Source organism: Rhodococcus sp. CX (genome assembly GCF_015865005.1).
Classification (GTDB): domain Bacteria; phylum Actinomycetota; class Actinomycetes; order Mycobacteriales; family Mycobacteriaceae; genus Rhodococcus.
In genome coordinates this window covers 10,020-25,646 of sequence record NZ_JADZGH010000261.1, presented here as the reverse complement: position 1 = coordinate 25,646, position 15,627 = coordinate 10,020, and the positions used below count along the sequence as shown (strand labels likewise).

At 66.8% G+C, this 15,627-nt stretch carries 23 protein-coding genes and 1 pseudogene; 20 read left to right on the top strand and 4 right to left on the bottom strand.

All coding sequences use genetic code 11. From position 1 onward, the window contains the following. The 3 genes from I0Q12_RS28840 to I0Q12_RS28830 form a co-directional block, all read right to left on the bottom strand. The coding region (locus I0Q12_RS28840) for an ABC transporter permease (protein WP_197257067.1) at positions 1 to 852 on the bottom strand (852 nt) is incomplete at its 3' end. Beyond that, entirely contained in the window at positions 849 to 1,703 is an 855-nt protein-coding gene (locus tag I0Q12_RS28835) for an ABC transporter permease (protein ID WP_197257089.1), read from the bottom strand. The genes I0Q12_RS28840 and I0Q12_RS28835, both read right to left, overlap by 4 nt. Positions 1,704 to 1,720: 17 nt before the next feature. Further along, the gene (locus tag I0Q12_RS28830; protein ID WP_269437711.1) at positions 1,721 to 2,725 is read right to left on the bottom strand and encodes an ATP-binding cassette domain-containing protein; all 1,005 of its coding nucleotides are present in this window, start codon (positions 2,723 to 2,725) and stop codon (positions 1,721 to 1,723) included. 352 nt (positions 2,726 to 3,077) lie between these two features. Between I0Q12_RS28830 and I0Q12_RS28825 the strand changes: the two genes are divergently transcribed. Continuing rightward, positions 3,078 to 4,502, top strand: coding sequence for a wax ester/triacylglycerol synthase domain-containing protein (locus tag I0Q12_RS28825; protein WP_197257065.1), 1,425 nt, complete (start codon positions 3,078 to 3,080; stop codon positions 4,500 to 4,502). Positions 4,503 to 4,687: 185 nt separating this feature from the next. Then, positions 4,688 to 6,100 carry a wax ester/triacylglycerol synthase domain-containing protein gene (locus I0Q12_RS28820; protein ID WP_197257064.1) on the top strand — a complete coding sequence of 471 codons (1,413 nt, stop codon included), beginning with the start codon at positions 4,688 to 4,690 and terminating at the stop codon, positions 6,098 to 6,100. Positions 6,101 to 6,124: 24 nt separating this feature from the next. Here the strand turns inward: I0Q12_RS28820 and I0Q12_RS28815 are convergent, their stop codons facing one another. After that, complete coding sequence (locus tag I0Q12_RS28815; protein ID WP_197257062.1) at positions 6,125 to 6,820, bottom strand: GntR family transcriptional regulator; 696 nt, start codon at positions 6,818 to 6,820, stop codon at positions 6,125 to 6,127. Positions 6,821 to 7,355: 535 nt separating this feature from the next. On the opposite strand from I0Q12_RS28815, the gene rpsJ reads away from it, so the two are divergent. From rpsJ to I0Q12_RS34210, 18 genes and pseudogenes are all read left to right on the top strand, one after another. Then, positions 7,356 to 7,661, top strand: coding sequence for a 30S ribosomal protein S10 (rpsJ, locus tag I0Q12_RS28810; RefSeq protein WP_003938093.1), 306 nt, complete (start codon positions 7,356 to 7,358; stop codon positions 7,659 to 7,661). 29 nt (positions 7,662 to 7,690) lie between these two features. Continuing rightward, a complete protein-coding gene (gene rplC / locus I0Q12_RS28805) occupies positions 7,691 to 8,344 on the top strand; it encodes a 50S ribosomal protein L3 (RefSeq protein ID WP_197257060.1) in 654 nt (217 codons plus the stop codon). Further along, entirely contained in the window at positions 8,341 to 9,024 is a 684-nt protein-coding gene (rplD, locus tag I0Q12_RS28800; protein ID WP_197257058.1) for a 50S ribosomal protein L4, read from the top strand. The genes rplC and rplD overlap by 4 nt, the downstream gene beginning before the upstream one ends. After that, positions 9,021 to 9,326 (top strand): 50S ribosomal protein L23, encoded by a 306-nt coding sequence (rplW, locus tag I0Q12_RS28795; RefSeq protein ID WP_197257056.1) that lies wholly within the window; start codon positions 9,021 to 9,023, stop codon positions 9,324 to 9,326. The genes rplD and rplW overlap by 4 nt, the downstream gene beginning before the upstream one ends. Positions 9,327 to 9,363: 37 nt before the next feature. Continuing rightward, positions 9,364 to 10,197: a 50S ribosomal protein L2 gene (rplB, locus tag I0Q12_RS28790; protein ID WP_197257054.1), complete on the top strand. Its 834-nt coding sequence runs from the start codon at positions 9,364 to 9,366 to the stop codon at positions 10,195 to 10,197. A 19-nt stretch (positions 10,198 to 10,216) separates the two neighbouring features. After that, complete coding sequence (gene rpsS, locus I0Q12_RS28785) at positions 10,217 to 10,498, top strand: 30S ribosomal protein S19 (RefSeq protein WP_068163597.1); 282 nt, start codon at positions 10,217 to 10,219, stop codon at positions 10,496 to 10,498. Beyond that, entirely contained in the window at positions 10,495 to 10,896 is a 402-nt protein-coding gene (gene rplV / locus I0Q12_RS28780; protein ID WP_068163599.1) for a 50S ribosomal protein L22, read from the top strand. Before rpsS ends, rplV begins: the two co-directional genes overlap by 4 nt. Further along, entirely contained in the window at positions 10,896 to 11,690 is a 795-nt protein-coding gene (gene rpsC / locus I0Q12_RS28775) for a 30S ribosomal protein S3 (protein ID WP_197257053.1), read from the top strand. Before rplV ends, rpsC begins: the two co-directional genes overlap by 1 nt. A 3-nt stretch (positions 11,691 to 11,693) precedes the next feature. Next, positions 11,694 to 12,110: a 50S ribosomal protein L16 gene (gene rplP, locus I0Q12_RS28770; protein WP_068163605.1), complete on the top strand. Its 417-nt coding sequence runs from the start codon at positions 11,694 to 11,696 to the stop codon at positions 12,108 to 12,110. Beyond that, positions 12,110 to 12,346: a 50S ribosomal protein L29 gene (gene rpmC / locus I0Q12_RS28765; protein ID WP_068163609.1), complete on the top strand. Its 237-nt coding sequence runs from the start codon at positions 12,110 to 12,112 to the stop codon at positions 12,344 to 12,346. Before rplP ends, rpmC begins: the two co-directional genes overlap by 1 nt. Further along, positions 12,343 to 12,627 carry a 30S ribosomal protein S17 gene (gene rpsQ / locus I0Q12_RS28760; protein WP_197257052.1) on the top strand — a complete coding sequence of 95 codons (285 nt, stop codon included), beginning with the start codon at positions 12,343 to 12,345 and terminating at the stop codon, positions 12,625 to 12,627. The genes rpmC and rpsQ overlap by 4 nt, the downstream gene beginning before the upstream one ends. A gap of 285 nt (positions 12,628 to 12,912) precedes the next feature. Beyond that, the gene (rplN, locus tag I0Q12_RS28755) at positions 12,913 to 13,281 is read left to right on the top strand and encodes a 50S ribosomal protein L14 (protein ID WP_068163686.1); all 369 of its coding nucleotides are present in this window, start codon (positions 12,913 to 12,915) and stop codon (positions 13,279 to 13,281) included. Continuing rightward, on the top strand, positions 13,281 to 13,598 hold the full coding sequence (gene rplX / locus I0Q12_RS28750) for a 50S ribosomal protein L24 (protein WP_006947157.1): 318 nt from the start codon (positions 13,281 to 13,283) through the stop codon (positions 13,596 to 13,598). The genes rplN and rplX overlap by 1 nt, the downstream gene beginning before the upstream one ends. Before the next feature lies 1 nt (position 13,599). Then, positions 13,600 to 14,166 carry a 50S ribosomal protein L5 gene (rplE, locus tag I0Q12_RS28745; protein WP_197257051.1) on the top strand — a complete coding sequence of 189 codons (567 nt, stop codon included), beginning with the start codon at positions 13,600 to 13,602 and terminating at the stop codon, positions 14,164 to 14,166. 4 nt (positions 14,167 to 14,170) lie between these two features. Then, a complete protein-coding gene (locus I0Q12_RS28740) occupies positions 14,171 to 14,356 on the top strand; it encodes a type Z 30S ribosomal protein S14 (RefSeq protein WP_006947159.1) in 186 nt (61 codons plus the stop codon). Positions 14,357 to 14,543: 187 nt separating this feature from the next. Further along, a complete protein-coding gene (gene rpsH, locus I0Q12_RS28735) occupies positions 14,544 to 14,942 on the top strand; it encodes a 30S ribosomal protein S8 (RefSeq protein ID WP_068163625.1) in 399 nt (132 codons plus the stop codon). Between the two features lie 13 nt (positions 14,943 to 14,955). Beyond that, the gene (rplF, locus tag I0Q12_RS28730) at positions 14,956 to 15,495 is read left to right on the top strand and encodes a 50S ribosomal protein L6 (protein ID WP_197257049.1); all 540 of its coding nucleotides are present in this window, start codon (positions 14,956 to 14,958) and stop codon (positions 15,493 to 15,495) included. A 2-nt stretch (positions 15,496 to 15,497) separates the two neighbouring features. Beyond that, positions 15,498 to 15,627 (top strand): annotated as a pseudogene (locus I0Q12_RS34210) (50S ribosomal protein L18); the annotation flags it as partial.

Here is a 15,627-nt window from a genome sequence, read left to right as displayed (position 1 = left end):
GGCCGCATGGCGATAGCCGCGGACAGCCGGATACAGGAAGACCGCGATCATTCCGAACGACCACGCGCAGGTGAGCAGCAGCGGCTCGAGGACGGGTCCGCCGAGCGAGAGACCCTTCATCGTGTCGACCGCGCAGGAGAGCGGCTGGTACTGCACGACCGGCTGCAGCCACGTCGGATACGCCATCACCGGCACGAACCCCGAATTGAAGAACATCAGCAGAGTGCAGACGATCGACACGGTCTCCACGAGCGGGGAATCGCCGGACATCACGGCCAGCGCGGTGATCATCACCGCGAAACCCATTCCGAACAGAATCGGGATCAGCAGCATGACGACCCCGGCGAGCGGTCCCTGCAGGAAACGGAATCCCAGGGCGGTTCCGACGATCACGATGAGCAGGGTCGTGGCGAAGATCCGTACGGCCTCGGCCATCATGCGGCCGACGAGGCCCGAGGCGCGGTGGACGGGCATCGCCCAGAACCTGCTGAGCAGGCCCTTCTTGCGCTCTTCCCGCAGTCCCACGGCGCTGACGACCGACCCGAACATCGCACCGATCAGCGCGATCAACGGAACGTTGCCGTAGATCGCGGGTTGCCCGGTCGCCGCGGTGATCGAATCGCCCAACACGAGCCGGAACATGAGGAGCGTCAGTGCCGGATACAGCAGTGCCTGAATCATCGTCGCCGGGTCGCGTGACCAGCGTCGCAGCAGCCGGCCGCACTGCATCAGGCTGTGTTCGACGAGCGCGCGTGCCGAGCCCTCCGGATGCGCCGCGTCGGGCTCGGGGAAATCGAACATCCGGTCGGCGTCGAAGGCGCGCTGCGGTACGCGGTCGGTGTGCGTGCTCATCCGCGCCTCACACTCGCCCAGACCGCGAGGGGCGCGCACACCACGAGCAGGCCCGCGCACCACAGGGCCGCCGGCAGCAGCACCGAGGCGGTGATGCCACCCTCTGCCATGTCGCGCATCGCGAAGGAGAACTGGGAGATGGGCTGGTTGCGGACGAACGGGCGGATCCACTCGGGAAAGCCCTCCTCCGGAACGAACCCGCAGGACAGCATGCCCAGGATCAGCTGCGGCAGAGCCAGCGCCTGCGAGGTCGCCTCGGGACTCTTCGCCAGCGAACCGATCGCGTCGGCTCCCAGCGACAGGGTGACGCCTATGAGCAGTCCGAATCCGCAGAACGCCGCTGCCTGCCAGAAACCGGCGCTGAACCGGAACCCGATGACGTGCCCGAAGAGCAGCGCGGCTGTCAGCGCCACCACGGACCGAAAGAAACTGCTGGTCATACGGGAGGTGAGCGGTGCCGGCGCCGATACCGGCATCGTCTTGAGCCGGGTGGTGAATCCGTTCGCGGATTCCCTCGCGGCGACCTGCGAAGCGGAGATCGCGGTGAAGGCCATCGCCTGCAGCACGATGATCGGCATGAGGAACTGCGCGTAGTCGATGCCCTTGATCTGCATGACGAACTTCAACGGCAGGTAGAAGCCGATCGTGAAGACCAGCGGCGCGATGATCGCGATGAACAGTTGTCCCTCGCGGACCATCGCCCGGATGGACCGGCCCGACAGGGCCCGCCACTGGTGGAAACCCGACGGTTCGACCCGTCGGTGCACACCGACACCCTTGTCGGGAAGGGAGAGCAGGGCATCGCGTCGAAGGCTTCGCGGTGCAGTGACACCCTTCGCGCCGGCAGTCACGCTCTTGGCGGTCGCGGTCACGTGGCCACCTCTTCCGCCGGTTGCTCGTCGGGAAGGGGGGAAGCGGAGTGGCCGGTCAAGGTGAGGAACACGTCGTCGAGCGACGGCCGGCGCAGTCCGATGTCCGCGAGCGGAATCTCCTCGGCGTCGAGCCGGCGCAGCGCTTCGGCCAGCGTCGCAGCTCCGCCCGGCGCGGGAATCGAGACGTGGTCCACGCTCGGGTGCTGCGCGACCTCGGCACGCACCTCGTCGGGCACCAGGTCACCCAGCGCGGCGATCACCCGCGGCACCGCTGCCGGGTCGGCCGGCACGACCTCGCAGAAGCTGCCGCCGGTGCGGGACTTCAGTTCGTCGGCCGTACCCTCCGCGACGATGGTGCCCCTGTCGATGACGATGATGTTGTCGCTGAGAAGGTCGGCCTCTTCGAGATACTGCGTGGTCAGCAGCACCGTGATGCCCTGGTTCTTCAGCGCCGCGACGAGCGACCAGACGCCCTGGCGGCTCCGGGGGTCCAGTCCGGTGGTCGGTTCGTCGAGGAACACCACCTCCGGGCGCACGACGAGTCCGCATGCGATGTCCACCCGTCGCCGCATACCGCCCGAGTAGTGCCGGACCGCGCGCCGAGCTGCCTCGACGAGATCGAACTCCTCCAGGAGGGCTTCCGCCCGGGCCTTCGCCGTCGCCCGGTCGAGTCCCATCAGGCGCCCGAAGAGGATGAGGTTCTCGCGGCCGGTCAGCGCCTCGTCGAGCGCGGCGTACTGGCCGGTCATCATGATCGAGCGCCGGACTTCCGGCGCATGGGTCACCACGTCGTAGCCGGCGATCCGCGCGCGACCGCTCGTGGGCCGGATCAACGTCGACAGGATCTTGACGGTCGTCGTCTTTCCGGCGCCGTTCGGTCCGAGAATTCCCAGGACGCTGCCCGGGGGTGCGGAAAAGGAGATTCCGCTGAGTGCGTGCACATCACCGAACGATTTGTGGACGTCCTCCACCAGTACTGCGTAGTCCTGATATCCCAGCATCACGCTCCGCCGTCGAGTTCGATCCGGAATGGCCCGTTCTGTCCCCGTTCCCCTGCACTTCCTGTTCCTCGCTGTTTCTCGGCGCGAGGACCGTCGTCGTCTCGCCGATGCTACCCGCGCGGACGATCCGGACACGGCCGTCCGGAATCGCGCCGTCCGGAATCTTCGTGGATCCGGACCGGGAGGCAACTTCGCGTGCTCTGGTTGTAATGCCCGTTTCCCATCCGAACAGACAATGCGTCGGCTATCGTGAAATTCGCGTCGGGGCGGGACTTGCGGGAGATTCCGAGTGAAAATCCTTCTGCGTGATGGCCAGGCACGGCTCGCGAAGCGAGTGCAATATCGACGGGCGATGACACCGCGTCACGCCCTCGAATTGGTTTCCGACGCGGTTACCGGGGAATCGGCGATCGTGGACGTCTGGGTATTCGCTCCCGGTCCCGACGGTGCCGGCCCGATCGACCGGAATTTTCTGCTCGAATGGATCGGCGACCGGATCTCGCGGTCGAGGGCGCTCACCGAGCAAGTCGAATTCCACCGCTGCCCGGCGGACCCGAACTGGATTCGGGGCATCGACCCGCAGTGGGAGCAGCAGGTGTATTGCGTCGACGTCGCCGGGGAGAACTGGGACGCATTGCGGCGCAGATTCGCGGCCGTGCTCGCGGAACCGATGGATCTGAGCAGGCCGCCCTGGGAATTGCACGTATTGACCGGGGCGAAAGGAATCGACGGTTTTCCCGACGGCTCGACTTTCGTCGTCCTGAAATTCCACCACTGTGTCGGCGACGGAATCGAGACCGTGGCGATCGCTCGCCGGCTGTTCGACGACACGGACGGTGAAGCCGAGCCCGCCGATCCGGACGTGCTGTCCGGTCCACCGCTCCTCGTGCAGACGGCGGCCGTGCCCGTCCGGGTCGTACGCATGCTGCGCGCCTGGCGCCGGGCCCGGGCCGCGGTCGCGGAGTTCGAGGATCTGGTCGCCCGCGAGGAGATCACCCCGGCACCGGCTGCGCCTCGTACCCGCTTCAACGGGCCGTTGTCCGGCCGCACGACCGCCGACGTCCTTCGGTGGGACCTGGGCGCCGTGCAGCAGGCGCGGCGGAAGGTGCCCGGTGCGACCGTCAACGATTTCGTCCTGGCCGTGGTGGCCGGTGGTCTGCGCGGATACCTCGAACGTTACGGGGAGCTGCCCGAGGAACCGCTCGTCGCGGCGATCCCCATGTCCGTGATCCCGCCCCGGGACCGAGTGCGGGCGCCCGAGCGCGGTTCCAACCAGTTCTCGATGGTCCTGCTCTCGCTGGGCACCGACGAACCCGATCCGCTCGTACGTTTCCGGTCCATCGTGTCCGCTTCGGCCGCGGGCAAGGCCCGGGCGCGAACCGCGGCCGCCGTGACCGTGACGACCGCGCTCGACGACTACCCCTGGTGGGTCGCCAAGCGCATCGTCGCCGCTCACCAGCGACGGGTATCGGCGGGAGCGCGGGTGGTCGCGAACACCACCGTGGCGAACGTGCCCCGGGGTTCGGGTGTGCTCACGTGCTGTGGTGCGCAGGCAGTTTCGGCGTTCGGTGTGCTCGCCGTCCACGGCGGGGGAGGGCTCGGACACATCGTGACGTCGTTCGGAGACGAACTGGCGCTCACGTTCACCGCGGACGAGTCGATGATGCCGGATCCCGGTGCCTACCGGGACGACCTGCTCGCCTCCTTCGACGCGCTGGTGACGGCTGTCGACGGTCGTTCACAGGGTGATCCCCCGAGGAACCGCATCTCGGTGTGACCTGAGACAGCTTCGACGTGTATTTCCGTTACCCACCGTTACCGAAAGGTAATGTCCGTATTCGGTGCCGTACCGACTGCCGGTACGACGCCGACACGGCAAGGGGTGTCGTGACATCACCAGATAGGGACGGACGCGGAATGAATGGACGGTCGGGGGCCGGACGCACAGCACGACGCCGGGTGATGACACCCAGGCACGCACTCAATCTCACGGATCCACGGACCGTCGATGAATCGAAGTTCGTGCAGATCTGGGTCTTCGAACCGGGCGAGCCCGGCCAGGAGCCGATCGGCCGCGACGAACTCGTCGAGTGGATGACCGCCCGGCTCGACCGGTCCCGGGTGTTCACCGAGATCGTCGAATTCCGGTCGCCGTTGGCGTATCCCGTCTGGCGGACGGCCGAGCACGTCGACGTCGCCGACCACATTCGGTGCCTCGACCTCGACGGTGCCGGCTGGGACGGGTTGACCGCCGAACTGGCTCGCATCGTCGCCGCGCCGATGGATCTGAGCCGGCCGCTGTGGGAACTGCACGCGATCACCGGGGTGCGGGACGTGCCCGGCATTCCGGACGACGCCTACTACATCGTGATCAAGTTCCAGCACGCGATCGGGGACGGCATCGAGGCGGGCGCGATCTCGCGGCGGCTTTTCGATGCTCCCGACGCGGACGTCGAGAAGCCCGAACCCGAGTACACCCCGCCGGGGCTGTTGCGTCAGGTCGCGTCGGTCCCCGGGCAGGTGGTGAGCATGCTGCGCGCCGCACGCCGCACCAAGGAAGCGGTCGCCGAACTCGACGCCCTGACCGCCCGCGGGGAGATCCCGCCCGCGCCGACCGCGGTGCCGAACCGGTTCAATTCGCCTGCGAGCGGCGGTGCGGTGGTCGTGGACGTCGCACGGCGATCGCTCGATGCCGCGCAGGCCGCTCGCCGGACCGTGCCGGGAGTCACCGTCAACGACTTCGCACTCGCCGTCGTCTCCGGGGCGATGCGTGAGTACCTGCGCCACCACGGTGAGCTCGGTGCCGACCCGGTGGTGGTCGCGTCGCCCATGTCGCTGGTGCCGCTGGCCGAGCGTCGCGGGAACCCGGAACAGGCGTCGAACCAGTTCGGGATGATTCTGGTCGACCTGCACGTGCAGGAACCCGACCCGAGAGTCCGCCTCCAGAAGATCGCCGAATCCACCGCGCAGGGCAAGCAGCGCAGCCGCAGCGCCCCGGCGATGATTGCGACCACCGCGCTCGACGACTACCCGTGGTGGATGGCCCGCAAGGTCGTGGCGGCGACGCACCACGCCGTCGAAGCCGGGACCGGTATCTCCGCGAACGCCATGATCACGAACGTTCCCCGTGGATCGTCCGAACTCACCCTGTTCGGCCGGCGCTCCCTCGAGGCCTTCAACCTGTCGTCGGTCCACTCGGGATTCGCGATGAGCATCACGTCGCTCGGCAGTGAATTGTCGATCAGCTTCACCGCGAACGCGGCGGCGATGCCGGATCCGCAGCGCTTCCGGCGGGCACTGGAGGATTCGTTCGACACGCTCGTGTCCGCACTGGGTACCACCGATCCGGACCGCCCGGCCGTTCCCGTCAGCTGATCTGCGCGACCGGGACCCGCTCGCTCAGTCCCAGACTCCGACTTCGTCGAGGTGCCGGACCAGCCGCTGGGCACCGTCGGTGAAGTGCTGCCGGGTCACCTCCCCGGCAGCATCGGAGTCCCCGCGGGCGAGTGCGTCGATCAGGCGCGTGTGACTCTGCACGGCGGCGGCGCCCCAGTCGGGGTCCGAGGAATAGAAGCTGGCCGGCGTGTAGCGGGTGGCGTTGAGCAGGAACCAGGACAGTTTGCGCGCGTCCGCCGCCCGGTTCAGGGTGCGGTGGAACACGAACTCGACGTCCTCGATCCGTCCGCCCTCGCCGGCACGCACGGCCTCACGCAGCTGCTCGTTGAGTTCGGTGAGTTCGGCAACCGTCTCGGGGGTGATGGACCGCGCCGCGCGCCTGGCGAGTTCCTCCGCGATCTGTCCCTGGAGCCAGAACAGGTCGTCGATGTCGCCGCGACTGAGCGGTGCGACGACGTACCCGCGGTGGGGGACCAGCTCGACCAGGCCCTCGCCGCGCAGGGTCAGCAGCGCCTCCCTCACGGGTGTGACGCTCACGCCGAGTTCCGCGGCGGTCTCGTCCAGGCGGATGAAGTCTCCGGGCCGCACGCCGCCGGACATGATGCGATTGCGTACGTGAACAGCGACGTCGTCGGACAGCTGGGGACGGCGGCGCAGCGCGCGGGACCCGACGGGACGCGGCCGGGCGGACGATGTCATGGGCACTCCTCGGGTCCGGGGTTCGGTGGGGACCGGATCCGGTCGGTGCAGTATCCCACCCCGAATGGGGCAGGGATCCGGTTCCGGGACGGATTCCGGTACGACCGCAGCGGCCGCGGGTCTCGCGAGTTGAGTTTGTGGGAGCAGTCCTGCATACTGGTCGGGTTGCCTTGACCGGGTCATGGTTTTTTTGCGGCTCGGAACGGGTTGGTGTGACAGTCGCGGATCGAGCCTGACGGCCTGGTCGCGGCCACATGCAAGACGGAAGCAGTACCCCTGTGCGCCCGTATGGGTGCATCCGGTGGGTTCCCGCGGCATCGAGCTTCGGTGCCGGGGAATGAGCGGGAAGGCGACACGCCCGACCGCGTGGACCGGAGAACTATTGACAGATGAACAGCGGCAGCGGATCGGGTGCGTCCCGGTATCGCATCGTGTCAGTGCTGTTCTCGGTCGCCGTTCCGGTGGGGCTGTGCAGACGAGGTGGCTCCCGGCTCGTTCGGGTGCTACGAAACGCGGCAAGAAAAGGACACTAAGCGTGGCGGGACAGAAGATCCGCATCAGGCTCAAGGCCTATGACCACGAGGCGATCGACGCATCTGCGCGCAAGATCGTCGAGACGGTGACCCGTACGGGTGCCCGCGTGGTCGGCCCGGTGCCGTTGCCCACCGAAAAGAACGTGTACTGCGTCATCCGCTCGCCGCACAAGTACAAGGACTCGCGCGAGCACTTCGAGATGCGTACTCACAAGCGGCTGATCGACATCCTCGACCCGACGCCGAAGACGGTCGACGCTCTCATGCGCATCGACCTCCCGGCCAGCGTCGACGTCAACATTCAGTGAGCTTGTAGAAGACGCAGCGGAGATAACAAATGACTAACCAGATCAAGGGAATCCTGGGCACCAAGCTCGGCATGACCCAGGTCTTCGACGAGAACAACCGGGTCGTTCCGGTCACCGTCGTCAAGGCCGGACCGAACGTGGTCACGCAGATTCGCACCGAGGAGCGCGACGGCTACAACGCCGTGCAGCTCGCCTTCGGCGCCATCGACCCCCGCAAGGTGAACAAGCCGGTCAGCGGCCAGTTCGCCAAGGCCGGCGTGACCCCCCGCCGCCATCTCGTCGAGCTTCGTGTCGAGGACACCTCGGCTTACGAGATCGGCCAGGAGCTCACTGCAGAGGTCTTCGAGGACGGCGCGTTCGTCGACGTCACCGGCACCTCCAAGGGCAAGGGCTTCGCGGGCACCATGAAGCGCCACGGCTTCGCCGGCCAGGGTGCCTCGCACGGTGCGCAGGCCGTGCACCGTCGTCCCGGTTCCATCGGTGGCTGCGCCACCCCGGGCCGCGTGTTCAAGGGCACGCGCATGTCCGGCCGCATGGGTAGCGACCGCGTCACGACGCAGAACCTCTCGGTCCACAAGGTGGACGCCGAGAACGGCCTGCTGCTGATCAAGGGTGCGATCCCGGGCCGCAAGGGCGGCGTCGTGATCGTCAAGACCGCAGTGAAGGGTGGTGCACGGGCATGACCAGCACCGAGACCGCAACCAAGCTGACGCTGGACGTCAAGGCTCCGGGTGGCAAGACCGACGGCACCGTCGATCTCCCCGCCGAGATCTTCGACGCTCCCGCGAACATCGCGCTGCTGCACCAGGTCGTCGTGGCCCAGCTCGCCGCGGCTCGCCAGGGCACGCACTCCACCAAGACCCGCGGCGAGGTCCGCGGCGGTGGCAAGAAGCCGTACCGGCAGAAGGGCACCGGCCGCGCCCGTCAGGGTTCGACCCGCGCGCCTCAGTTCGCCGGCGGTGGCACGGTCCACGGACCGCAGCCGCGTGACTACAGCCAGCGCACGCCCAAGAAGATGAAGGCCGCCGCCCTCCGCGGTGCCCTCTCCGACCGGGCGCGCAACGAGCGCATCCACGTGATCACCGAGCTCGTCGCCGGGCAGACCCCGTCGACCAAGAGCGCGCGCAGCTTCCTCGCGGAGCTGACCGATCGCAAGAACCTGCTCCTCGTCGTCGGCCGTGAGGATCTCGCGGCGTGGAAGAGCGTGCAGAACCTGCAGAACGTGCACCCCATCGCGCCGGATCAGCTGAACACTTACGACGTGCTCTACAGCGACGACGTCGTCTTCAGCGTCGAGGCGCTCAACACGTTCATCCACGGGCCGGCCGAGTCCGTGCAGCTCGCGAAGGAGGAGAGCAAGTGAGCACGATCGCCGATCCCCGCGACATTCTGCTGGCTCCGGTCATCTCCGAGAAGTCCTACGGGCTGATGGAGGAAGGCACCTACACCTTCCTGGTCCACCCGGACTCGAACAAGACGCAGATCAAGATTGCCGTCGAGAAGGTCTTCGGCGTCAAGGTGAGCAGCGTCAACACCGCCAACCGTCAGGGCAAGCGCAAGCGGACCCGGTTCGGTTACGGCAAGCGCAAGGACACCAAGCGCGCGCTCGTGACCCTCACCGCCGACAGCAAGCCCATCGAGATCTTCGGAGGCCCGGTCGCGTAAGCGGTCGGAACTCGAGAGATAGAGGACGAGAAGACTCATGGCAATTCGTAAGTACAAGCCGACTACCCCGGGTCGGCGCGGCGCGAGTGTCTCGGACTTCGCCGAGATCACTCGGTCGACGCCCGAGAAGTCGCTGATTCGCCCGCTGCACGGTCGCGGTGGTCGTAACGCGCACGGCCGCATCACCACCCGTCACAAGGGTGGCGGACACAAGCGCGCCTACCGCCTGATCGATTTCCGTCGCAACGACAAGGACGGCATCCCGGCCAAGGTCGCTCACATCGAGTACGACCCCAACCGCACCGCCCGCATCGCGCTGCTCCACTACGTGGACGGCGAGAAGCGCTACATCATCGCCCCCAAGGGCCTGGTGCAGGGTGCTCCCGTCGAGTCCGGCCCGACCGCGGACATCAAGCCCGGCAACAACCTGCCGCTGCGCAACATCCCGACCGGTACCACCGTCCACGCGGTGGAGCTGCGTCCGGGTGGCGGCGCCAAGATGGCCCGCTCCGCCGGCGCGAGCATCCAGCTCCTCGGTAAGGAAGGCGCCTACGCCACGCTGCGTATGCCCTCCGGTGAGATCCGACGCGTCGACGTGCGCTGCCGCGCCACCGTCGGCGAGGTCGGCAACGCCGAGCAGTCGAACATCAACTGGGGCAAGGCCGGCCGTATGCGCTGGAAGGGCAAGCGCCCGACCGTCCGCGGTGTCGTGATGAACCCGGTCGACCACCCGCACGGCGGTGGTGAGGGCAAGACCTCGGGTGGTCGCCACCCGGTCAGCCCGTGGGGCAAGCCCGAGGGCCGCACCCGCAAGAACAAGGCGTCCGACAAGCTCATCGTCCGTCGTCGCCGTACCGGCAAGAAGCGCTAGTCAAGGAGGGAGTTAGAGAATGCCACGCAGCCTCAAGAAGGGCCCGTTCGTCGACGACCACCTCCTGGCGAAGGTGGATCTGCAGAACGAGAAGGGCACCAAGCAGGTCATCAAGACCTGGTCGCGCCGTTCCACTATCCTGCCCGATTTCATCGGTCACACGTTTGCCGTCCACGACGGCCGCAAGCACGTGCCGGTGTTCGTCTCGGACTCGATGGTCGGACACAAGCTCGGCGAGTTCGCGCCGACCCGTACGTTCAAGGGCCACATCAAGGACGACCGGAAGAGCAAGCGTCGATGAGCACTGAAACCACCAACCCCAGCGCTCGGGCTGTTGCGCGCCACGTGCGTGTGACCCCGATGAAGGCGCGTCGCGTCGTCGACATCGTTCGCGGCAAGTCGGTCGAGGACGCCCTTGCGATCCTCAAGTTCGCTCCGCAGGCCGCTGCCGAGCCGGTCGCCAAGGTGATCGCCTCCGCCGCTGCCAACGCGCAGAACAACCTGGACCTCGACCCCAGCACGCTCGTCGTCGCGACGGCGTACGTGGACGAGGGTGCGACCCTGAAGCGGTTCCAGCCGCGTGCCCAGGGCCGCGCGTTCCGGATCCGCAAGCGGACGAGCCACATCACCGTGATCGTCGAGAGCGTCGCCTCCCGCTCGACCGCGTCCAACCGTAACCGCCGGAAGGGAGCTCAGTAGTGGGCCAGAAAATCAACCCGCACGGCTTCCGCCTGGGCATCACCACCGACTGGAAGTCGCGTTGGTACGCGGACAAGCAGTACGCGGAGTACGTGAAGGAAGACGTCGCGATCCGTAAGTTCCTGGCCTCCGGCCTGGAGCGCGCGGGCATCGCGAAGGTCGAGATCGAGCGGACCCGGGACCGCGTGCGGGTGGACATCCACACCGCGCGTCCGGGCATCGTCATCGGCCGCCGCGGCGCCGAGGCCGATCGCATCCGCGCCGAGCTCGAGAAGCTGACCGGTAAGCAGGTCCAGCTGAACATCCTCGAGGTCAAGAACGCGGAGTCCGAGGCGCAGCTCGTCGCCCAGGGCGTTGCCGAGCAGCTCAGCAACCGTGTCGCGTTCCGTCGTGCGATGCGCAAGGCCATCCAGTCGGCCATGCGTCAGCCGAACGTCAAGGGCATCCGGGTGCAGTGCTCGGGCCGTCTCGGCGGCGCCGAGATGTCCCGCTCGGAGTTCTACCGTGAGGGTCGCGTTCCGCTGCACACGCTGCGCGCGGACATCGACTACGGCCTGTACGAGGCGAAGACCACCTTCGGTCGCATCGGCGTGAAGGTCTGGATCTACAAGGGCGACATCGTCGGTGGCCGTCGTGAGCTGGCCGCTGCTGCTGCTCCTGCGGATCGCCCGCGTCGCGAGCGCCCCAGCCGTCCGCGTCGCTCCGGTGCTTCGGGCACCACCGCGACGAGCACGGAAGCCGGCCGCGCCGCCTCCGCCGATGCACCCGCTTCGACTGAGAATCAGGAGGGCTGACGCATGTTGATCCCACGGCGGGTCAAGCACCGCAAGCAGCACCACCCGAGCCGTACGGGTGCCGCCAAGGGCGGAACCCAGGTGACCTTCGGTGAGTACGGCATCCAGGCTCTCGAGCCGGCCTACATCACCAACCGGCAGATCGAGTCCGCTCGTATCGCCATGACCCGGCACATCAAGCGTGGCGGCAAGATCTGGATCAACATCTTCCCGGATCGCCCGCTCACCAAGAAGCCGGCCGAAACCCGAATGGGTTCCGGTAAGGGCTCGCCCGAGTGGTGGGTCGCGAACGTCAAGCCCGGTCGCGTGCTGTTCGAGATGAGCTACCCGAACGAGGAGATTGCCCGCGAGGCCCTGCGCCGCGCGATGCACAAGCTCCCCTGCAAGTGCCGCATCGTGACGAGGGAGGAGCAGTTCTGATGGCTACCGGTACCCCCGCCGCGGAACTCCGCGAACTGAGCGACGCAGAACTGGCCGACAAGGTCCGTGAGTTCAAGGAAGAGCTGTTCAACCTGCGCTTCCAGATGGCCACCGGACAGTTGGACAACAACCGTCGCCTCCGCGTGGTGCGGAACGAAATTGCCCGGATCTACACGGTGCTGCGCGAGCGTGAGCTCGGCCTGTCCACCGGCCCGAATGCGGGTGACGTGGCATGAGTGAGGAAAAGGCAGTGAGCAAGAACGAAGAGCGCGCGAGCCGCAAGGTCCGCATCGGCTACGTCGTCTCGGACAAGATGGAAAAGACCATCGTGGTCGAGCTCGAGGACCGTGTGAAGCACCCGCTGTACGGCAAGATCATCCGCCGTACCACCAAGGTGAAGGCGCACGACGAGAACGGTCTGGCCGGCATCGGCGACCGCGTCCAGCTGATGGAGACGCGTCCGCTGTCCGCCAGCAAGCGCTGGCGTCTGGTCGAGGTGCTCGAGAAGGCCAAGTAGGCCCTTCTCCCGCATCGTCGGCGAGTTATCGACTGCGGCACCCCGTCACCCGTTCTCCACGGGAGGCGGGGTGCCGTCGGCGTTCGGGGGCGGCGTGAGCCCGCCGGGCAGGGGAGCGACCTCACAGTTCGCGAATTTGCCCTGCGTGCGGTATATCGCCTACCCTGGACGGGTTGCTTAGCGGGACCCGTGTGTCTTTCGCACGTGAGCCGCGGGTAGCCGACGACCGCGTACGTCCAGGTCGGAAATCTGACGTACAAACCAATCCAGGTCAAGGAGAAGTTAGTGATCCAGCAGGAGTCGCGACTGCGCGTCGCCGACAACACGGGTGCCAAGGAGATTCTCTGCATCCGCGTTCTCGGTGGCTCGTCCCGTCGCTACGCCGGAATCGGCGACATCATCGTCGCCACCGTCAAGGACGCGATCCCCGGTGGCAACGTCAAGCGTGGCGACGTCGTCAAGGCCGTTGTCGTGCGCACCGTCAAGGAGCGCCGCCGGCCGGACGGCTCGTACATCAAGTTCGACGAGAACGCCGCGGTCATCATCAAGGGTGACAACGACCCGCGTGGTACCCGTATCTTCGGCCCCGTCGGCCGCGAGCTGCGCGACAAGCGGTTCATGAAGATCGTCTCGCTCGCTCCGGAGGTGCTGTGATGAAGGTGCACAAGGGCGACACCGTGCTCGTCATCTCGGGCAAGGACAAGGGTGCCAAGGGCAAGGTCATCGCGGCCTACCCGAAGGAGAACCGTGTCCTCGTCGAGGGCGTGAACCGGATCAAGAAGCACACGGCGGTCTCGGCCAACGAGCGCGGCGCATCCTCCGGGGGCATCGTGACGCAGGAGGCCCCGATCCACGTTTCCAACGTCGCGGTCATCGACTCGGACGGCAACCCCACCCGCGTGGGCTACCGGACCGACGAGGAGACCGGCAAGCGCGTTCGGATTTCCCGGAAGAACGGGAAGGACATCTGACATGACCACCACCGAGAACAAGATCCAGCCGCGCCTGAAGGCCCGCTACCGTGCCGAGGTCCGGGACGCGCTGCAGGCGGAGTTCGACTACGCCAACGTCATGCAGATCCCGGGCGTCGTCAAGGTCGTCGTGAACATGGGTGTCGGTGACGCCGCTCGCGACGCCAAGCTGATCAACGGCGCGGTCGCGGACCTGACCCTCATCACCGGTCAGAAGCCCGAGATCCGCAAGGCCCGCAAGTCCATCGCGCAGTTCAAGCTGCGTGAGGGCATGCCGATCGGTGCGCGCGTCACGCTGCGCGGCGACCGTATGTGGGAGTTCCTGGACCGTCTCGTGTCCATCGCGCTTCCCCGTATCCGGGACTTCCGCGGCCTCAACGGCAACCAGTTCGACGGAAACGGCAACTACACGTTCGGCCTGAACGAGCAGTCGATGTTCCACGAGATCGACGTGGACAAGATCGACCGCCCCCGCGGCATGGACATCACCGTCGTGACCACCGCTACCAACAACGAAGAAGGCCGTGCCCTGCTCAAGCACCTCGGCTTCCCGTTCAAGGAGAACTGAGCCCATGGCTAAGAAGGCACTGGTCAACAAGGCCAACAAGAAGCCGAAGTTCGCGGTTCGCGCCTACACCCGCTGCCAGCGTTGCGGCCGTCCGCACGCTGTGTTCCGCAAGTTCGGACTCTGCCGTGTCTGCCTTCGCGAGATGGCACACCGCGGTGAACTTCCCGGGGTTCACAAGAGCTCCTGGTGACGTGAACGGCGGGCGGGTCGCCACTGCGTGACCCGCCCGTCCTCACACCCGTCAGGGGTCCGATCCGTTCTCGCAGATCGGACCCGCACGAAACCAAGTTCGTTGTAGGCCCACGGCCGGAACCGCGACCACGTCGCGGCGTCGGTGTTGTATGGGAACCGCAGCGAGAAAGGTGAACAGGTCAGCTATGACCATGACCGACCCCATCGCAGACTTCTTGACGCGTCTGCGCAACGCCAACACGGCGTACCACGATCAGGTGAAGCTGCCCCACTCGAAGATCAAGGCGAACATCGCCGAGATCCTCAAGCGTGAGGGCTACATCGCCGACTTCCGCACCGAGGATGCCGAGGTGGGCAAGACCCTCGTCGTCGACCTCAAGTACGGGCCTTCCCGCGAGCGCAGCCTCGCCGGTGTGCGCCGCGTGTCGAAGCCCGGCCTGCGCGTGTACGCGAAGTCCACCAACCTGCCCAAGGTCCTGGGCGGCCTCGGCGTGGCGATCATCTCCACGTCCTCCGGCCTGCTCACCGATCGCCAGGCGGCCAAGCAGGGAGTGGGCGGGGAAGTCCTCGCCTACGTCTGGTAAGGGAGGCCAACACATGTCGCGTATCGGAAAGATTCCCGTTACCGTCCCCGCCGGCGTCGAGGTGACCATCGACGGCCAGGACGTCGCCGTCAAGGGCCCCAAGGGCAACCTGTCGCTGACGATCGCCGAGCCCATCGCCATCGCGAAGGGTGAGGACGGCGCGCTCCAGGTCACCCGCCCCAACGACGAGCGTCGCAGCCGTGCGCTGCACGGTCTGTCGCGCACCCTCGTGCAGAACCTCATCGTCGGTGTGACCCAGGGCTACACCACCAAGATGGAGATCTTCGGCGTCGGTTACCGCGTGGCGCTCAAGGGCCAGGACCTCGAGTTCTCGCTCGGCTACAGCCACCCGGTGCTCATCGAGGCCCCGGAGGGCATCACCTTCGCGGTCGAGACCCCGACGAAGTTCTCGATCTCGGGTATCGACAAGCAGAAGGTCGGCCAGATCGCGGCCAACATCCGTCGTCTGCGCAAGTCCGACCCCTACAAGGGCAAGGGCATCCGCTACGAGGGTGAGCAGGTCCGTCGCAAGGTCGGAAAGACGGGTAAGTGATCATGAGCGAGCAGACAGAGAACCAGAAGGCCAAGCGCATCCCGCGCGGCAAGGACGTGTCCACCACGCGCCGGCTGTCGAAGACACGTCGTCACTTCCGTCTCCGCAAGAAGATCTCGGGCACCGCAGATC

Excerpts from the sequence above, each read along its gene's own strand:
- I0Q12_RS28830 (WP_269437711.1), bottom strand. The coding sequence starts at position 2,725 with ATGCTGGGATATCAGGACTACGCAGTACTGGTGGAGGACGTCCACAAA.
- I0Q12_RS28825 (WP_197257065.1), top strand. The coding sequence starts at position 3,078 with ATGACACCGCGTCACGCCCTCGAATTGGTTTCCGACGCGGTTACCGGG.
- I0Q12_RS28820 (WP_197257064.1), top strand. The coding sequence starts at position 4,688 with ATGACACCCAGGCACGCACTCAATCTCACGGATCCACGGACCGTCGAT.
- I0Q12_RS28815 (WP_197257062.1), bottom strand. The coding sequence starts at position 6,820 with ATGACATCGTCCGCCCGGCCGCGTCCCGTCGGGTCCCGCGCGCTGCGC.
- rplC (WP_197257060.1), top strand. The coding sequence starts at position 7,691 with ATGACTAACCAGATCAAGGGAATCCTGGGCACCAAGCTCGGCATGACC.
- rplD (WP_197257058.1), top strand. The coding sequence starts at position 8,341 with ATGACCAGCACCGAGACCGCAACCAAGCTGACGCTGGACGTCAAGGCT.
- rplB (WP_197257054.1), top strand. The coding sequence starts at position 9,364 with ATGGCAATTCGTAAGTACAAGCCGACTACCCCGGGTCGGCGCGGCGCG.
- rpsS (WP_068163597.1), top strand. The coding sequence starts at position 10,217 with ATGCCACGCAGCCTCAAGAAGGGCCCGTTCGTCGACGACCACCTCCTG.
- rplV (WP_068163599.1), top strand. The coding sequence starts at position 10,495 with ATGAGCACTGAAACCACCAACCCCAGCGCTCGGGCTGTTGCGCGCCAC.
- rplP (WP_068163605.1), top strand. The coding sequence starts at position 11,694 with ATGTTGATCCCACGGCGGGTCAAGCACCGCAAGCAGCACCACCCGAGC.
- rpmC (WP_068163609.1), top strand. The coding sequence starts at position 12,110 with ATGGCTACCGGTACCCCCGCCGCGGAACTCCGCGAACTGAGCGACGCA.
- rpsQ (WP_197257052.1), top strand. The coding sequence starts at position 12,343 with ATGAGTGAGGAAAAGGCAGTGAGCAAGAACGAAGAGCGCGCGAGCCGC.
- rplX (WP_006947157.1), top strand. The coding sequence starts at position 13,281 with ATGAAGGTGCACAAGGGCGACACCGTGCTCGTCATCTCGGGCAAGGAC.
- rplE (WP_197257051.1), top strand. The coding sequence starts at position 13,600 with ATGACCACCACCGAGAACAAGATCCAGCCGCGCCTGAAGGCCCGCTAC.
- I0Q12_RS28740 (WP_006947159.1), top strand. The coding sequence starts at position 14,171 with ATGGCTAAGAAGGCACTGGTCAACAAGGCCAACAAGAAGCCGAAGTTC.
- rpsH (WP_068163625.1), top strand. The coding sequence starts at position 14,544 with ATGACCATGACCGACCCCATCGCAGACTTCTTGACGCGTCTGCGCAAC.
- rplF (WP_197257049.1), top strand. The coding sequence starts at position 14,956 with ATGTCGCGTATCGGAAAGATTCCCGTTACCGTCCCCGCCGGCGTCGAG.